Below are 13,712 nucleotides of genomic sequence, written 5' to 3'. Positions count from 1 at the left end.
GGGCCACACGAACAGGAGAGACGACATGCACCCTCAACCTTGCGCACCGCTGCTGTACGGCAGACGGAGGTCGAGAACGGCATGCCCGCCTATCGCGCGGCCATCGCCAATGGTACGCTCGGCTGCAGCCGAGGCCGTAGCCCAAAGGCTGGACTACCTCTTTTGCAGAGGTAAACCTCGGGATGAACTGGGCGAAAACATGCCTTATGTGCCCGCCTTACGGCGAGCTGTTTCCGATGCTTCGCGCAGGATTTCCCGCCCCCCATTCGCTGCGATTGCGGCCACGATGACGCCCAGCACCAGATCCGGGATGTTCGACCCGAACCCCATCACCAGCACCCCGGACAGCACAATCGCACCATTGACGATGGAGTCGTTGCTGGTAAAGATCGCTGACGCCTTGAAGTTCACATCTTCCCCGCGATGGCGGCGCAGTAGTCTGAGGCACACTAGGTTCAAAGCCGCGTTCAGCGCGGCCATGGCCATCATGGCTGGGCCGACAGGCTCTTCCCCTCCAGCGAAGCGGCGTAGGACTTCCAACAGCAGCAGCGCGGCCAGGCCGATTAGCAAGAAACCCGACAAGCGGGCCGCGCCCACCTTGACCGTTGCCGCACGACCGACGGCATACAGGCTAACCGCATAGACCGACGCATCGGCGAGGTTGTCCAACCCGGCGCCCATCAGCGCCGTAGAGCCAGCCCAGATGCCAAGGGCAATGCCGGCGGCGGACTGCGTCAGGTTGATCAGCAACACAGTCAGAAGAATCTTTCGGTCCTTCGCATCGCTCGCATCTAGGCGGCCCAACTCGTCGTTTTCGTGATTTCTGTGGTTTTCAGCCATGCATTGTTCCTTCCAAATCGATGGATGCTGAAGCCTGTAGCGGCTGGAGAGTCAAGGCGCAGATGCAACGAACTTGCCACAGGGTCTTCCCGGACGCCCTTGACTCTACCGTAGCTAGAAGGTTTTCCAATCCAGTCAGAGCTTTAGGACAGAACAGATGAGCACCAATGCGCCCCCTTCATTGCGACTGTCATCCGGTATGGCTGCTATCCACTGATCCGTGGCGCCACTGCGGTTGTGCTCTTCGGCGAGCTCGCGACCGGCCGGCCGTCTTTTCCGACGGAGCTACTCACAGTGATCGTCGCGCTCGCTTGTGCCGCCTTGCTAGAGGGCGGGCGGCCTTTCCACTCCCCGTTGAGCCAGTAGCGGCGTTCCAAGCTGTGGTTGGCCGTCGGCGCATGGCTCGGCTTCTTGGTCGTGCATCTGGCCTTCCAGCACTCCAATCTGGGATACCGGGTCGGGCCGTTGGGATTGTTGATCGGGGTGGCTGAAGCCCATCGCTGGCATCACAAGCGTGAGCACGAAGACGCCCAAGTCAACTACGGCGATTTCTGGATGCCCGGGGGCCACTTGTTCAGCGCTTTCCGGTCGCAAAAGCACACGCTGGGCGCCAAAGAGTGACACTCAAGAAAGATGGACTTTCCAATGGACTACGGCCCGCAGCTTGTCTATCCCTTCCGGAGCCGGCCAGCAGCGGCAAACGCTTGCGCTGCTGGCTATACGATCTTGCCCACGTCGCATTCTTGCGCGAGTCGGGCCTTGCGGCTTCTTGCGAAGCGATCGCGAGTTGCGTGGCGTGCCCATGAGTCGGGCCGCGTCGTGGCGCACTGCTACCTTGGCCTGCACCTGCACCTGCGCAGCCACGCCGCGATGCTCGGTCTGGCCTGGAGAACCCGTAAGGTGGCGGAGATTGCGGCGCGCAGGTCGTCCGGCTCGCGCTGGCTCCTGTGGGCCACGCCCTCGGTCGCACGCCGTCTCAAAACGTCAGAATCGCGCGCTTTCGCATGATGGAGCGCGGCACGTGGCTCTCAGAACTGGACCCGATCACTTCCAGCACCGATGACACGCTCGAGCTTCAGGCGGGCTCGGCCAAGCTGTTGAGAATGCCGCACTCGCGCGAGGTTCGGGCGCTATCGCAGGAGCGTCGCAGATCCATTAACTCGCGCTCCAAGGCGCGCAATTCCTTCATCTTGGTCCGCACTTGCGCGATATGAGCGTCGACCAGCGCGTTCACCTCGCCGCAGCCCAACTCTGGCCGATCCCGTAAGTTCAGCAGTTGACGGATCTCATCCAGCGTCATGTCCTTCGCCCGGCAGCGGCGGATGAACAGCAAGCGCTGCAAATGGACTTCGTCATAGAGCCTGAAGTTGCCCTCGCTACGTGCAGGCTCGGGCAGCAAGCCTTCTGACTCGTAAAAGCGCACGGTCTGCACCAAGCAATCTGCCTTCTTGCCCAGTTCACCGATCCGCATCATGGTTGCTTCCTATAAAAAACTTGACTCTATATCTACTAGAGGTTTTCTAATGATGGCATCCGGGGAAAACCTTGTCAATGAAGAGCGATCTATGAACAAAGAACCTTCCAGCCCATGCGCCTGCTCCGGCGGCAATGGCCAACAGACGGCGTGCGCCAGTGAGCAGGCCAGCACTGAAACCACCGTTTTCCACGTGAGCAACATGGATTGCCGCAATGAGGAAGCACTGGTGCGGCGAACGCTGGAGGGCATGCCCGGTGTCGAGCGGCTCCTGTTCGATCTTCCGCAGCGTTTGTTGACCATTTCGCACCGCGAAGTCTCGGCCGATGCCTTGGAGCAAGCGCTGAATTCGGTGGGCATGAAGGCTCAGGCTGTCCGAGACGCCGCCGTGTCGACCACCTACCGCATCGAGAACATGGACTGCCCGAGCGAGGAGAAACTCATCCGCTCGCACCTCGGGGCAGTCGAGGGAATTCAGGACCTCGACTTCGACCTCGCTGAGCGCACCCTGTCGGTGAAACACCTCGCTCAGGCACGCGCGCAGATGGAGCAGGTCCTGGCCTCGATCGGCATGCGCGCCAAGGAGCAGACCTTCGGCCACACGGGGCCGATCGAAGCCGCGGCTGTGATCCCATCCTCGGCCCTGCAGCAGCAACCAACCGCTGCCGTTTCCGCGCCGCCGATCGGCGAGCGGGTGACGTACCGGATCGAGAACATGGATTGCCCGACGGAAGAAGCGCTGATCCGCGACCGGCTGGGCAAGCTGCCGGGTGTGACCGCGCTCGACTTCAATCTGATGCAGCGTGTGCTGGGAGTCCAGCACACGCTGGCGACCTCAGCGCCGATCGAGAAGGCGCTTGCTTCCATTGGAATGCAGGCTGCGCGGCAGGACATGCAGACAGCCACCACGGTACTTCGCATCGCGAAGATGGACTGTCCGACCGAGGAAAGTCTGATCCGCGGCAAGCTGCAAGGCATGCCGGGCGTGCAGGGAATGGATTTCAACCTGATGCAGCGCACGCTCACGGTTCGGCACACACCCGACGCGATCAAGCCGGCAGTCGAAGCCATCGAATCGCTGGGCATGGAAGCCGAGGTCCAGAGGACTGATGAGCCGCGCGATGCCCCGGTGGCCGCGCACAAGACCAATTGGTGGCCGATGGCGGTTTCGGGCGTTGCGGCGGTGGCCGCCGAAGGCGTGTACTGGGTCAACGACGGCAATCATTGGGCCGTGATCGTGCTGGCACTGGTTTCGATCTTCACCGGCGGCCTCAGCACCTACAAGAAGGGCTGGATCGCGCTGAAGAACCTCAACCTGAACATGAACGCCCTGATGGCCATCGCGGTCACCGGCGGCATGGCGATCGGCCACTGGCCGGAGGCCGCCATGGTCATGTTCCTGTTCGCGTTGGCGGAAGTGATCGAGGCGAAGTCGCTGGACCGCGCCCGCAACGCCATTCGGGGGCTGATGGACTTGGCGCCCGAGACCGCGACCGTGCGGCAGGCCGATGGCTCATGGACAGAGCTGCCGGCCAAGGAGGTCGCAAAGGGCGCGGTGGTCCGCGTGCGTCCTGGCGAGCGCATCGCACTGGACGGCCTGATCACCTCGGGTCGATCGGCCATCAACCAGGCGCCCATCACCGGCGAGAGCCTGCCCGTCGAGAAGGCCGAAGGTGACCAGGTCTTCGCCGGAACCATCAATGAGACCGGCTCTTTCGAATACAAGGTGACCGCAGGCGCCAGCGACTCGACGCTCGCGCGCATCATCCATGCCGTGGAGTCCGCGCAGGGCAGCCGTGCGCCCACGCAGCGCTTCGTCGACCAGTTCGCCCGCGTCTACACGCCGGCGGTGTTCGCGGTGTCCGTGCTGGTTGCCGTCGTGCCGCCGCTCGCCTTCGGCGGCGCATGGTTTGACTGGGTCTACAAGGCCCTGGTACTGCTGGTGATCGCCTGCCCCTGCGCTCTGGTCATCTCCACGCCGGTCACCATCGTCAGCGGCTTGGCCGCTGCCGCCCGACGCGGCATCCTGATCAAGGGTGGCGTCTACCTGGAGGGCGGGCGCAAGCTCAAGGCGTTGGCCCTGGACAAGACCGGCACACTCACACATGGCAAGCCCGAGCAGACCGACTTCGTGCCGCTGATCGGCGAGGCGCAGGAAGTTGCCGCCTGGGCCGCAAGCCTCGCGGCACGCTCGGACCATCCTGTGTCTCAGGCCATCGCCCGCAAGGCGAACCGTGACGGCATCGCGCTGCACGAGGTCGACGACTTCGCGGCGCTGCCTGGCCGCGGCGTGCGCGGCCGCGTCGCCGGGCGCATGTTGCACATGGGCAACCACAGGCTCGCCCAGGAGCTGGGCCTGAGCGAAGCGACGCTCCAGGCTCGGCTGGAGACCCTGGAGCGCCAAGGCAAGACAGCGATCCTGCTGATGGACGATGCGACCGTGCTCGGCATTTTTGCAGTGGCCGACACCGTGAAGGAAACCAGCCGTGAGGCGGTGGCCGACCTGCAGGCGCTGGGTGTGCGCACGCTGATGCTGACGGGGGACAACCAGCACACGGCCGCGGCCATCGCTGCCCAGGTCGGAATCTCTGAAGCCCGTGGTGACCAACTGCCCGAAGACAAGCTCAAGACCATCGAAAGCCTGGTCGGCGGCGAGGGCCAGGTGGGCATGGTGGGCGACGGCATCAACGATTCGCCCGCGCTCGCCCGTGCCGACATCGGCTTCGCCATGGGCGCGGCCGGCACCGACACCGCGATCGAAACAGCCGACGTCGCCCTGATGGACGACGACCTGCGCAAGATCCCCGCCTTCATCCGGCTGTCGCGTAGCACTGCGGCGATCCTCACGCAGAACATCGTTCTGGCCCTTGGCATCAAGGCGGTGTTCCTTGCGTTGACGTTCACAGGGCATGCCACCATGTGGATGGCTGTGTTCGCTGACATGGGGGCAAGTCTTTTGGTTGTCGTCAATGGGCTGCGCCTCCTGAAGTTCAAGGCGGCATGAACAATGGATGAACCATCTCTTCGCAAGACGCAGTGGTACTCACTCGCGATCGTTATATTCGCCGGCGATCAGGCAGCTAAGAGCTACATTGACGCGACAACTCCCTTGGGTTGGTCGCACGAGGTGGCGTCATTCTTCAACCTAGTTCACGCTCTCAATCCCGGCGCGGCGTTCAGCTTCCTTGCTGGCGCGGGCGGCTGGCAGCGGTGGTTTTTTCTGGCGATCGCGTTCGCAATATCGGCATGGCTCGCATGGCTGCTCTCCCGGCCGCTGCGCAAAACGGAAGGCCTTTCGTACAGCCTCATTCTGGGCGGCGCATTGGGCAACGCGTTCGACCGCGCCACGCGCGGGCACGTTATCGACTACATCGACTTTCACCTGCACGGCTGGCACTGGCCCGCCTTCAACATCGCTGACATGGCCATCGTGGGCGGGGCGATCGCGCTGGTGGCCCAGTCGTTCATGAGCGTGGAGAACCCGGCCGCCACAAAGGAGTCCCAGTGACATTGGGACGATCCGGAAATTCGCAATGCACACGGTGCAGGACACCAATCTGAAGAGAACGGCCCCCAGCATGAGCGGCCGCGGCTTGGCCCTCATGCTAGCGCCCACCGCCGCTTTTGCTGCAACGCCCTGTTGCGATGGCGGCGATTGCTGCAACGACGTCGCAATGCCTTGCTGTGAATAAACAGCACGCAAGCCAGTTGACCTGGCAATTATGAAAGTCCATCACGGCGATGCTGGCCTTTTTCGTTCCAATGAGCCGTCACGGAGAGGTGATGATGAAGCTATGCCGGGATCCTGCAAGCTTTAGGACGGTCTTCTTTACCGCATAGCGATATGCTGATGTCACCCGTTCGCCTCGCCTGGCAAGTACAAGTAGTTCGTCGCGGTTTTCTGGCCGTGTCCGCCCGCTTCGCTGGCCCTTTTGCCCCAAACAAGCGCAATCATGCCTGCGTTACCACCAAAGTTCGCCCCCGCCAGTTGCTGTTCCTAAAGGGCATCAAGCTCAACGCCATCGCCGACCGGCCAGCGTATTTCGCATCGCTGCGTGCCCGTCGGGGCCAGCCCATCGTCATCCTCGCAGAGCTGGGACCGGACGAGGCATTCGCCCTGTGGAAGCAGCATGTACTGGGCGACAGGCCTCGCTGACCCAGTTTCGCCTCATCCTCCTGACAGCCCCGCACTTATTGCGGGGCTTTCTTTTTTCCGCGTTCGCCAATCGGGGCTGTTGCAAATGCCGATTTCCGGCTGACGCGGCTCGCCTCGCGCATGAAGCTGCCCGCATGTGTCGCTGATTCGTCAGCACCATGCCAGCAGCCAGAGTTTCCAGGCTGCCGCGGATTCTTTCCGCGCTACCCGCCAGTCCGCCATCGCATCGAGTCTGCGGACGCGCGTCACCCGTGACGCCGATGCTTTTTTCTCAACCGCGTGCGGGAGCTGCCATCCCGTGAGGGACGAGGCCCCGCTTTTTCCAAGGAGCCCGTCCATGTCCCAGCAAGCCTCTTTCGGCCAGTTGGCCTTGATCCATTGCGGCAAGTTCCTGCCGCTCGAAATCCTGCATAGCGCCGCCGGCCACTACATCGGCACGCGCGATACAGAAGGTCCCGTTTCGCGGGAATCCTGCCAGTACTTCCGCAGCTATGCCGCGGCTCAACGTGCCCTCGAAAGAGGCGGCTGGTCCCAGCTCGCCACACCCTGATCCAACTGGAGGAACCACGTCATGAACCAGCTTTTGCCCCAGGAAGTCGTCGATCAGATCATGCGGGAAGAGCAGCATTTCGCCGCCGCGCCCCAAGCCTTCTTCGAGGTCTGGAAGCGCGGCGTCGAGATCGCAGGCCCGCAATGGTTTGGCGACGGCACGCGCGAAGGCCTGAACCAGGCAAAGAGCAAGTGGGATCTGCGTCCCGACATGCTGCGTGCCAACGACGCACTCGGCGTCCTGAGCAGCGGGGAACGCATGTTCCTGTCCGCCATGTTCAGCTTCTACAACGCGCGCGAGGGCGGTGCCATGCTCAAGCGCTGCCACTTCCAAGGACTGTCGGACTTCGATGGTCTCGATCTGCAACGTCGCCAGGTGATCGCCGACCTGCTGCTGAACTACAGCGGTTGGTGAGCCGGTCCCTGGCACACCTTCATCACTGCGTTCACGGGACCCCATGAGGGACATGCGCCTCGTTCGAGGCCATGTCCCTCGCGTTTTCTCCCCGCCCAGCGCCATCCGGCATCAGGCGGTTTCCCCTGCGGATGCCATCGTCCGCAAGGGCTGGCTCCGTTCATTCATCGAAAGGAGCCTTCATGGCCAACAACTACTACGAAGCCACCGGCGTTCTCGTGCTCGACCGTGTGACGCCCGTCATCCAGGCGCTGTTCGGCGCCTTCGCGCTGGACGAGAGCCACCCCGGCAACGGGCAGGCCTACATCGCCCAGATCGCCGAGACCACCAATCCGCAATGGCCGGACGTGCTCGATGGCCTGGAAGACCTGGCCACGCAACTCGGTATTCCGATGCCGGACGACGAAGGGCTGTCGATCCCGCCGCTGCTCGAACTGCTCGCCGTGCACTTCCGTGCCGATGAGGACGAAGAGCTGGGGAACTTGATCGACCGTCATTCGTTCGAGGACACCGCCGATCTCGACGCATTGTTTCTGATCGCCACCCGGTTCGATGACGGGCACCACCTGACCGCCATCCAGTTCGAGGGCTGCTGGTACTGCAGCAAGCCGCGGCTGTTCGAGTTCGGCGGCAACGGCTGCTACCTGAGCCGCGAGGTCCGCTTCATCAGCTCCTCCTCCCAGGCCCTCCAGCTCGGCGACCAATTGCGCAAGACCATTGTGGCCGCCGACATCGAAGAGGCTTCGGCCCTGATCGCGCTGGAGACCATCAATCTGCTGGCGGGCGTCAGCGACGAGCCATTCCGCATGAATTTGCGCCGGCGCGTCGCCGAGCGATTGGCCCAAACGCCAACGATCAGCGTCACCTGACGCTGTTTCCTTTCTTTCCACCCACCGGGGTCAATTCCCGGTGGCGGGGATTTGCTCCATCATTATTCTGTTGGAGAAATCCCATGTCCCAGAATCCCAATCCCTTTCTACGCGGCTACTGGAATCTGAAAATCGTCCGCACGCTGTCCATCAGCTACGAGGACGGAAGCCCGCATGTTTGGCGAAACATCCACCCGAGCCAGCAGCACCTCTGCGACGCGGCGCTGGTTTCTTCTCCTTGCATCATCACCAGCGACTTCGCGGTGGTCAGGACTGGCACCGAACCTGTCGGCGCCGCACTGATCGCCGAATGCGACGCGGCTGAAGGGGGCAGCGGCGAAGGCATGGTGGGTGCCGTGGTGTACGCGATCCACGGCGACGACTTCGACGGCCGCCCCGTCCACATTGGCGACACCTATTCGGCCGAGGCCGCACGGGAAGTCGTGCAGCGGTTGAGCTTCGAGACCGGCTACTACAGCCGGTGCTGGGAAATCAGCAGCGCGCACATCAGCCGCGAAACCGGCCAGTACCTGGCCAACCTGGCTGACCTCGCGACGCCGGAGGCCTTTTTGTTCATCGCGTTCCGGATTCCCTACAGCCCGGCGATCGGCGTCAAGCTGATCTCCACGCCCTGGACGGACCAGCACCTGCAGGACGTCGAGGGGATCGCCGCCGAGCAGCTTCGGCAGGAGCACCGCAGCAAGGGCATGCCGGACGAGCTGGCACAGATCCTTGAACTGGCCGGCCAGGCCGACGTGCGCATCCTCATCCTCGATGCCGACGCACCCGTGTTGCCGGGCCTATCGCTGGCCGGCGAATAGCTGCCACACACATCCCCGGCCTTCCTTGTCCTCACCGCATGCCGGCCCGGTCTCCCGCCAGAGAGCCGGGCCGGCGCACTTTCACAGGAGCGATCCCATGTTCCCCGACCTCATCACACCCGCATCCGACTTCGAGCACCAACTCGGAGCCTGCGTCAACGCCATGAGCCAGGAAGATGCCATCGGCCAGATCCTGGTATTCGAGCGCATGAGCGGCACGCTGCACATGCGCCATATCGCCAGCGCCGACCTGGTGGACACCGACGTGGACGACTACGAAATGGTCGTCTTCGACGGTGGCAACACAAGCGGCGACACGTGGAAACACGTGTTCTTTCCGCGTCAGCGCGAGCACTACTTCGTGTACCAAGCCTGATTCCTCCAGCCCCTTTCGAGGGGCTTTTTCTTGCCCGCAGCACAGGAAAACGGTTGTGGTGCGGTGCCGTTTCCTGCGGGCAGGCAGACCGCCCCAGGGCCATGCTTGCCCCATGTTCGTCGGCGTTGCCGGCACATGCCCAGGCAGTCGAGACCTTCGAGGCTGCAAGCGCGGGAAACCGTGCTGGTCGTTTCTTCCTACGGACCTACCGCGTCCATCCACGCCACCCACAAGGGACCTCTCCCTTGCGGGCGGGGAATCCCTTGTTTTTCCTCAAGGAGTTTCCCCATGGATCGTTCCCTCATCAAATCCATGATGCCTTCGCTGGTCGCAGGCCATGTGCCCCGCAACGTGCGGTCGTTCAAGTACCGCGTGTTCGATGATCAGCCGCTGTCCTCAACGCTGGGCTTCGCCATCGACCCCCAACCCTTCGACGGCAAGGTGGTCGCCGCGACCGACGATGCCATCGTCGTCAAGCTCAAGCCTTCCGAGTTCGCGGTGCTCGATCCCAGCCTGGTGACCACGGTTCCTGCCGAAGGCGCCAAGGTGCATGTCCAACCCTATGCCCGTCGTCGCTTCGACGGACTGCGCGCGGACACGCCGGAGGTCATCACCGAGGAGACTTCGGACGGCACGCCGTACACCATCACGAGGCACATCCTCGGCTCGGCGCCGGCCAAGCTGCCCATTCCCACGCCGCAGTGCATGGAGTTGGGCCAGCTCATCGAGCAGTTGGAGGAGATGCCGGCCCCCGATCGCTTCCGGCGCATCACCCACATGCTGGTGGATGCCGGTGCCCGCGACTTCACCTGGGTCGATCCCACGCCCTCCAAGATCATCGAGACCCCGCCGGCGATCAGCTTCACGGTCTCGACCGCGAAGTTCGAGGGCCGGGTGACGATCCTCTACGACCGCGGCGGAGACACCTACGTGGTGGAACTGCACCGTCAGAACGGTGAATCGGTCGAACTGGTCGATCGGCACGACGAGGTGTATTTCGACATGCTCGGCGAAGTGCTGGAGAGGCTCATCGACGACGGGCGCTGGCGCCAGATCGACGTGAGCATCCTCGACGCGAAAGCGGCCCGCAAGCGCCAGGCCGTCCCGGCATGACGCCCCGCAGCGAAACCGGGCGGTCCTGCGGCTGACCCGAGGCATCCGCCACGGCGTTCCAGCCGTTCCGGCCGCGTGCACTACAGGCCCTTCATCCCATCGGATGGAGGCCTTTCTCATTCTTCCACACAGGAGATTTCATCCATGTCACTGCGATTCAAAGGCGCTGACCTGCGCCCCGTGCTGACCGAAGCCATCGCCAATCAGGGGTCGTCTCAGAAAACGGAAAAAAATCGTACGCTAAGAGCCGAAGTGGGCCCTTTAGCAGCAATGCAAAGCTGCGATCAACGGGCAGGAAACATTGCCATGGTGCGCGTTGCACTCTCTCACTAGCGTCGACAGGGCCTCTTCCATCCGCGTGAGGTCCGCCATGCGTGCGCGCACATCGGCCAGCCGGTGAGCAGCCAGTTCGGCCGCCTCGCTGCAATGGGTGCCGTCCTCCAGTTTCAGGAGCTGGCCGACTTCATCCAGGCTGAATCCCAGGCGCTGGGCTGACTTCACGAACTTCACCCGCGCCACGTCCGCCTGCCCGTAGCGGCGGATGCGACCGTAGGGCCGCTCCGGCTGGGGTAGCAAGCCCTTGAGCTGATAGAAGCGGATCGTCTCCACGTTGACCCGGGCTGCCTTGGCGAAGGCCCCGATGGTCAGATTCTCTTGAGCGTTCTCCATGGCGCTTGACTCCGTAGTTGACTACGGAAGTAACGTTACAGCATCAAGCGAAGTCCCGGAAGGAGAACCTTATGTCGGAACCCAAGAACGGCTGCGGCGCACTGGCGACCGGCGGCGTCGCGGCCGTCCTCGCCTCGGCCTGCTGCCTCGGCCCCCTTGTCCTGGTCGCGCTCGGCTTCTCTGGCGCGTGGATCGGCAACCTGACCGTGCTGGAGCCGTATCGGCCGATCTTCATCGGCGCAGCGCTCATCGCGCTGTTCTTCGCCTGGCGCAGCATCTTCCGACCAGCCCATGCCTGCAAGCCCGGCGACGTTTGCGCCGTGCCCCAAGTGCGGACTGCCTACAAGGTGATCTTCTGGATCGTGGCCGCCCTGGTTCTGGTTGCCCTCGCGTTTCCCTACGTCCTGCCGCTGTTCTACTGAAAGGAGATCACCATGAAGAAACTCACCACCCTCACCACCCTCATCGCCCTGGCCGCCGCTCTAAGCGCGCCCGCCTGGGCTGCCACCAAGACCGTCACCCTGTCGGTGCCCGGCATGACCTGCGCCGCGTGCCCGATCACGGTCAAGACGGCTCTGTCCAAGGTCGCCGGCGTCGAGAAGGCCGAAGTCAGCTTCGAGAAGCGGGAGGCCGTCGTCACCTTCGACGAGGCCAAGACCAATGCCGACGCCTTGACCAAGGCCACCGCAAACGCGGGTTACCCGTCCAGCGTCAAGCAGTGAGGGCGTAATCATGGCCGAGGCGATCACCCTCCACATCGAAGGCATGACCTGCACGTCGTGCGCCGAGCACGTCCAGCAGGCTTTGACGAACGTGCCCGGCGTGCGCGCGGCCTCGGTGTCCTATCCGCAGCGGCAGGCCGAAATCGAGGCGGATGCAGGCGTGAGCGTGGCCCCGCTGGTTGCCGCAGTGGCCACGCTCGGCTATCGCGCACGGCTTACCGACACGCCGAACAAGCCTGCCGGCCTGCTAGACAAGGCGCTGGGCTGGCTCGGTGGCGAAACGAAGCATGTTGGCGGTGAACAAGCGCTGCACGTGGCTGTGATAGGCAGCGGCGGCGCGGCGATGGCGGCTGCCTTGAAGGCCGTGGAGCAAGGCGCCCGCGTCACGCTGATCGAGCGCGGCACCATCGGCGGCACCTGCGTCAATGTCGGCTGCGTGCCGTCCAAGATCATGATCCGCGCCGCGCACATCGTCCACCTGCGCCGCGAAAGCCCGTTCGATGCTGGCCTGCCGGCCGCAGCGCCCGCTGTACTGCGCGAGCGGCTGCTGGCCCAGCAACAAGGCCGCGTCGAGGAGCTGCGCCATGCCAAGTACGAAGGCATCCTGGCAAGCACTCCGGCCATCACCGTGCTGCGCGGCGAGGCCCGGTTCAGGGACACGCGCACGCTGACCGTGGCGACCGCTGACGGCGGCACGCACGAGGTGAACTTCGACCGCTGCCTGATTGCCACCGGCGCGAGCCCGGCGCTTCCGCCAATCCCGGGCCTTGCGGACACACCCCACTGGACCTCCACCGAGGCGCTGGAAAGCAGCTCGCTCCCCGAGCGGCTGGCCGTGATTGGTTCCTCCGTGGTGGCGGTCGAGTTGGCGCAAGCCTTCGCCCGGCTGGGCAGCCAGGTCACGATCCTGGCGCGCAGCACGCTGTTCTTCCGAGAAGACCCGGCCATCGGGGAAGCCGTAACAGACGCCTTCCGCGCCGAGGGCATCGAGGTGCTGGACCACACCCAGGCGAGCCACGTTGCCTATGCGGGCGGGGAATTCGTGCTCACCACCGGGCAGGGGGAAGTGCGCGCCGACAAGCTGCTGGTCGCCACCGGTCGCGCGCCGAACACGCGCAGCCTGAACCTTGAAGCGGCAGGCGTCGAAGTCAATGCGCAGGGAGCCATCGTCATCGACCGCGCCATGCGCACGAGCGCACCGCACATCTTTGCTGCCGGCGACTGCACCGACCAGCCGCAGTTCGTCTATGTGGCGGCGGCGGCCGGCACGCGCGCCGCGATCAACATGACCGGCGGCGACGCGGCGCTGGACCTGACGGCGATGCCGGCGGTGGTGTTCACCGATCCGCAGGTGGCGACCGTGGGCTACAGCGAGGCGGAAGCGCACCACGACGGCATCGAGACCGACAGCCGGCTGCTGACGCTCGACAACGTGCCGAGGGCGCTCGCCAACTTCGACACGCGCGGCTTCATCAAGCTGGTGGCGGAAGCTGGCTCAGGGCGGCTGATCGGCGTACAGGCGGTCGCGCCGGAAGCGGGCGAACTGATCCAGACGGCCGCGCTGGCGATCCGCCACCGGATGACCGTGCAGGAGCTGGCCGACCAGTTGTTCCCCTACCTGACCATGGTCGAGGGACTGAAGCTCGCGGCGCAGACCTTCAACAAGGACGTGAAGCAACTGTCCTGTTGCGCCGGATGAGGAAAAGGG

16 protein-coding genes are annotated in these 13,712 nt (G+C 63.9%); 13 read left to right on the top strand and 3 right to left on the bottom strand.

From position 1 onward, the window contains the following. Positions 1-204 precede the first annotated feature (204 nt). Complete coding sequence (locus tag N5C91_RS09725; protein WP_003098972.1) at positions 205-840, bottom strand: cation transporter; 636 nt, start codon at positions 838-840, stop codon at positions 205-207. 417 nt (positions 841-1,257) lie between these two features. Here N5C91_RS09725 and N5C91_RS09720 point away from each other — a divergent pair, with 417 nt between their 5' ends. Next, positions 1,258-1,461, top strand: coding sequence for a hypothetical protein (locus N5C91_RS09720; protein ID WP_023657334.1), 204 nt, complete (start codon positions 1,258-1,260; stop codon positions 1,459-1,461). 454 nt (positions 1,462-1,915) lie between these two features. Here N5C91_RS09720 and cadR read toward each other — a convergent pair whose 3' ends face one another. Next, positions 1,916-2,314, bottom strand: coding sequence for a Cd(II)/Pb(II)-responsive transcriptional regulator (gene cadR / locus N5C91_RS09715; RefSeq protein ID WP_003098965.1), 399 nt, complete (start codon positions 2,312-2,314; stop codon positions 1,916-1,918). A 91-nt stretch (positions 2,315-2,405) separates the two neighbouring features. On the opposite strand from cadR, the gene N5C91_RS09710 reads away from it, so the two are divergent. The 9 genes from N5C91_RS09710 (at position 2,406) to N5C91_RS09670 (ending at position 10,613) form a co-directional block, all read left to right on the top strand. Continuing rightward, positions 2,406-5,318 carry a heavy metal translocating P-type ATPase gene (locus N5C91_RS09710; protein ID WP_003098961.1) on the top strand — a complete coding sequence of 971 codons (2,913 nt, stop codon included), beginning with the start codon at positions 2,406-2,408 and terminating at the stop codon, positions 5,316-5,318. Positions 5,319-5,321: 3 nt separating this feature from the next. Continuing rightward, complete coding sequence (lspA, locus tag N5C91_RS09705) at positions 5,322-5,822, top strand: signal peptidase II (RefSeq protein WP_003098955.1); 501 nt, start codon at positions 5,322-5,324, stop codon at positions 5,820-5,822. Positions 5,823-6,158: 336 nt separating this feature from the next. Beyond that, on the top strand, positions 6,159-6,470 hold the full coding sequence (locus tag N5C91_RS09700; RefSeq protein ID WP_003108988.1) for a hypothetical protein: 312 nt from the start codon (positions 6,159-6,161) through the stop codon (positions 6,468-6,470). A gap of 337 nt (positions 6,471-6,807) precedes the next feature. Further along, the gene (locus tag N5C91_RS09695; RefSeq protein WP_003116833.1) at positions 6,808-7,020 is read left to right on the top strand and encodes a hypothetical protein; all 213 of its coding nucleotides are present in this window, start codon (positions 6,808-6,810) and stop codon (positions 7,018-7,020) included. A gap of 21 nt (positions 7,021-7,041) precedes the next feature. Next, positions 7,042-7,434 (top strand): hypothetical protein, encoded by a 393-nt coding sequence (locus N5C91_RS09690; protein ID WP_003116832.1) that lies wholly within the window; start codon positions 7,042-7,044, stop codon positions 7,432-7,434. Positions 7,435-7,616: 182 nt separating this feature from the next. Continuing rightward, positions 7,617-8,303, top strand: a complete 687-nt coding sequence (locus N5C91_RS09685; protein ID WP_003116830.1) for a hypothetical protein — start codon at positions 7,617-7,619, stop codon at positions 8,301-8,303. An 83-nt stretch (positions 8,304-8,386) separates the two neighbouring features. Further along, positions 8,387-9,124 (top strand): hypothetical protein, encoded by a 738-nt coding sequence (locus tag N5C91_RS09680; RefSeq protein WP_003116829.1) that lies wholly within the window; start codon positions 8,387-8,389, stop codon positions 9,122-9,124. Between the two features lie 97 nt (positions 9,125-9,221). Further along, the gene (locus N5C91_RS09675) at positions 9,222-9,500 is read left to right on the top strand and encodes a hypothetical protein (RefSeq protein ID WP_003116828.1); all 279 of its coding nucleotides are present in this window, start codon (positions 9,222-9,224) and stop codon (positions 9,498-9,500) included. A gap of 288 nt (positions 9,501-9,788) precedes the next feature. After that, positions 9,789-10,613, top strand: a complete 825-nt coding sequence (locus N5C91_RS09670) for a hypothetical protein (protein WP_003098941.1) — start codon at positions 9,789-9,791, stop codon at positions 10,611-10,613. A 261-nt stretch (positions 10,614-10,874) separates the two neighbouring features. Here the strand turns inward: N5C91_RS09670 and merR are convergent, their stop codons facing one another. Next, complete coding sequence (gene merR / locus N5C91_RS09665; RefSeq protein ID WP_003098939.1) at positions 10,875-11,282, bottom strand: Hg(II)-responsive transcriptional regulator; 408 nt, start codon at positions 11,280-11,282, stop codon at positions 10,875-10,877. Positions 11,283-11,353: 71 nt separating this feature from the next. Here merR and merT point away from each other — a divergent pair, with 71 nt between their 5' ends. Genes merT through merA form a run of 3 tightly spaced genes read left to right on the top strand, consistent with a single transcriptional unit; the run spans position 11,354 to position 13,703 of the window. Further along, positions 11,354-11,704, top strand: coding sequence for a mercuric ion transporter MerT (gene merT / locus N5C91_RS09660; protein ID WP_003116827.1), 351 nt, complete (start codon positions 11,354-11,356; stop codon positions 11,702-11,704). A gap of 12 nt (positions 11,705-11,716) precedes the next feature. After that, complete coding sequence (gene merP, locus N5C91_RS09655) at positions 11,717-12,004, top strand: mercury resistance system periplasmic binding protein MerP (protein WP_003116826.1); 288 nt, start codon at positions 11,717-11,719, stop codon at positions 12,002-12,004. Positions 12,005-12,014: 10 nt separating this feature from the next. Continuing rightward, positions 12,015-13,703, top strand: coding sequence for a mercury(II) reductase (gene merA, locus N5C91_RS09650; protein ID WP_003098932.1), 1,689 nt, complete (start codon positions 12,015-12,017; stop codon positions 13,701-13,703). Positions 13,704-13,712: the final 9 nt, after the last annotated feature.

Origin of the sequence: Pseudomonas sp. GD03903, assembly GCF_029840045.1 — a bacterium.
In the GTDB taxonomy this organism is placed as follows: Bacteria; Pseudomonadota; Gammaproteobacteria; order Pseudomonadales; family Pseudomonadaceae; genus Pseudomonas; species Pseudomonas pseudonitroreducens.
The sequence above is the reverse complement of the archived record's forward strand: the minus strand, read 5'-3'. Positions and strand labels throughout refer to the sequence as shown.

Excerpts from the sequence above, each read along its gene's own strand:
- N5C91_RS09725 (WP_003098972.1), bottom strand. The coding sequence starts at position 840 with ATGGCTGAAAACCACAGAAATCACGAAAACGACGAGTTGGGCCGCCTA.
- cadR (WP_003098965.1), bottom strand. The coding sequence starts at position 2,314 with ATGATGCGGATCGGTGAACTGGGCAAGAAGGCAGATTGCTTGGTGCAG.
- N5C91_RS09710 (WP_003098961.1), top strand. The coding sequence starts at position 2,406 with ATGAACAAAGAACCTTCCAGCCCATGCGCCTGCTCCGGCGGCAATGGC.
- lspA (WP_003098955.1), top strand. The coding sequence starts at position 5,322 with ATGGATGAACCATCTCTTCGCAAGACGCAGTGGTACTCACTCGCGATC.
- N5C91_RS09700 (WP_003108988.1), top strand. The coding sequence starts at position 6,159 with ATGCTGATGTCACCCGTTCGCCTCGCCTGGCAAGTACAAGTAGTTCGT.
- N5C91_RS09695 (WP_003116833.1), top strand. The coding sequence starts at position 6,808 with ATGTCCCAGCAAGCCTCTTTCGGCCAGTTGGCCTTGATCCATTGCGGC.
- N5C91_RS09690 (WP_003116832.1), top strand. The coding sequence starts at position 7,042 with ATGAACCAGCTTTTGCCCCAGGAAGTCGTCGATCAGATCATGCGGGAA.
- N5C91_RS09685 (WP_003116830.1), top strand. The coding sequence starts at position 7,617 with ATGGCCAACAACTACTACGAAGCCACCGGCGTTCTCGTGCTCGACCGT.
- N5C91_RS09680 (WP_003116829.1), top strand. The coding sequence starts at position 8,387 with ATGTCCCAGAATCCCAATCCCTTTCTACGCGGCTACTGGAATCTGAAA.
- N5C91_RS09675 (WP_003116828.1), top strand. The coding sequence starts at position 9,222 with ATGTTCCCCGACCTCATCACACCCGCATCCGACTTCGAGCACCAACTC.
- N5C91_RS09670 (WP_003098941.1), top strand. The coding sequence starts at position 9,789 with ATGGATCGTTCCCTCATCAAATCCATGATGCCTTCGCTGGTCGCAGGC.
- merR (WP_003098939.1), bottom strand. The coding sequence starts at position 11,282 with ATGGAGAACGCTCAAGAGAATCTGACCATCGGGGCCTTCGCCAAGGCA.
- merT (WP_003116827.1), top strand. The coding sequence starts at position 11,354 with ATGTCGGAACCCAAGAACGGCTGCGGCGCACTGGCGACCGGCGGCGTC.
- merP (WP_003116826.1), top strand. The coding sequence starts at position 11,717 with ATGAAGAAACTCACCACCCTCACCACCCTCATCGCCCTGGCCGCCGCT.
- merA (WP_003098932.1), top strand. The coding sequence starts at position 12,015 with ATGGCCGAGGCGATCACCCTCCACATCGAAGGCATGACCTGCACGTCG.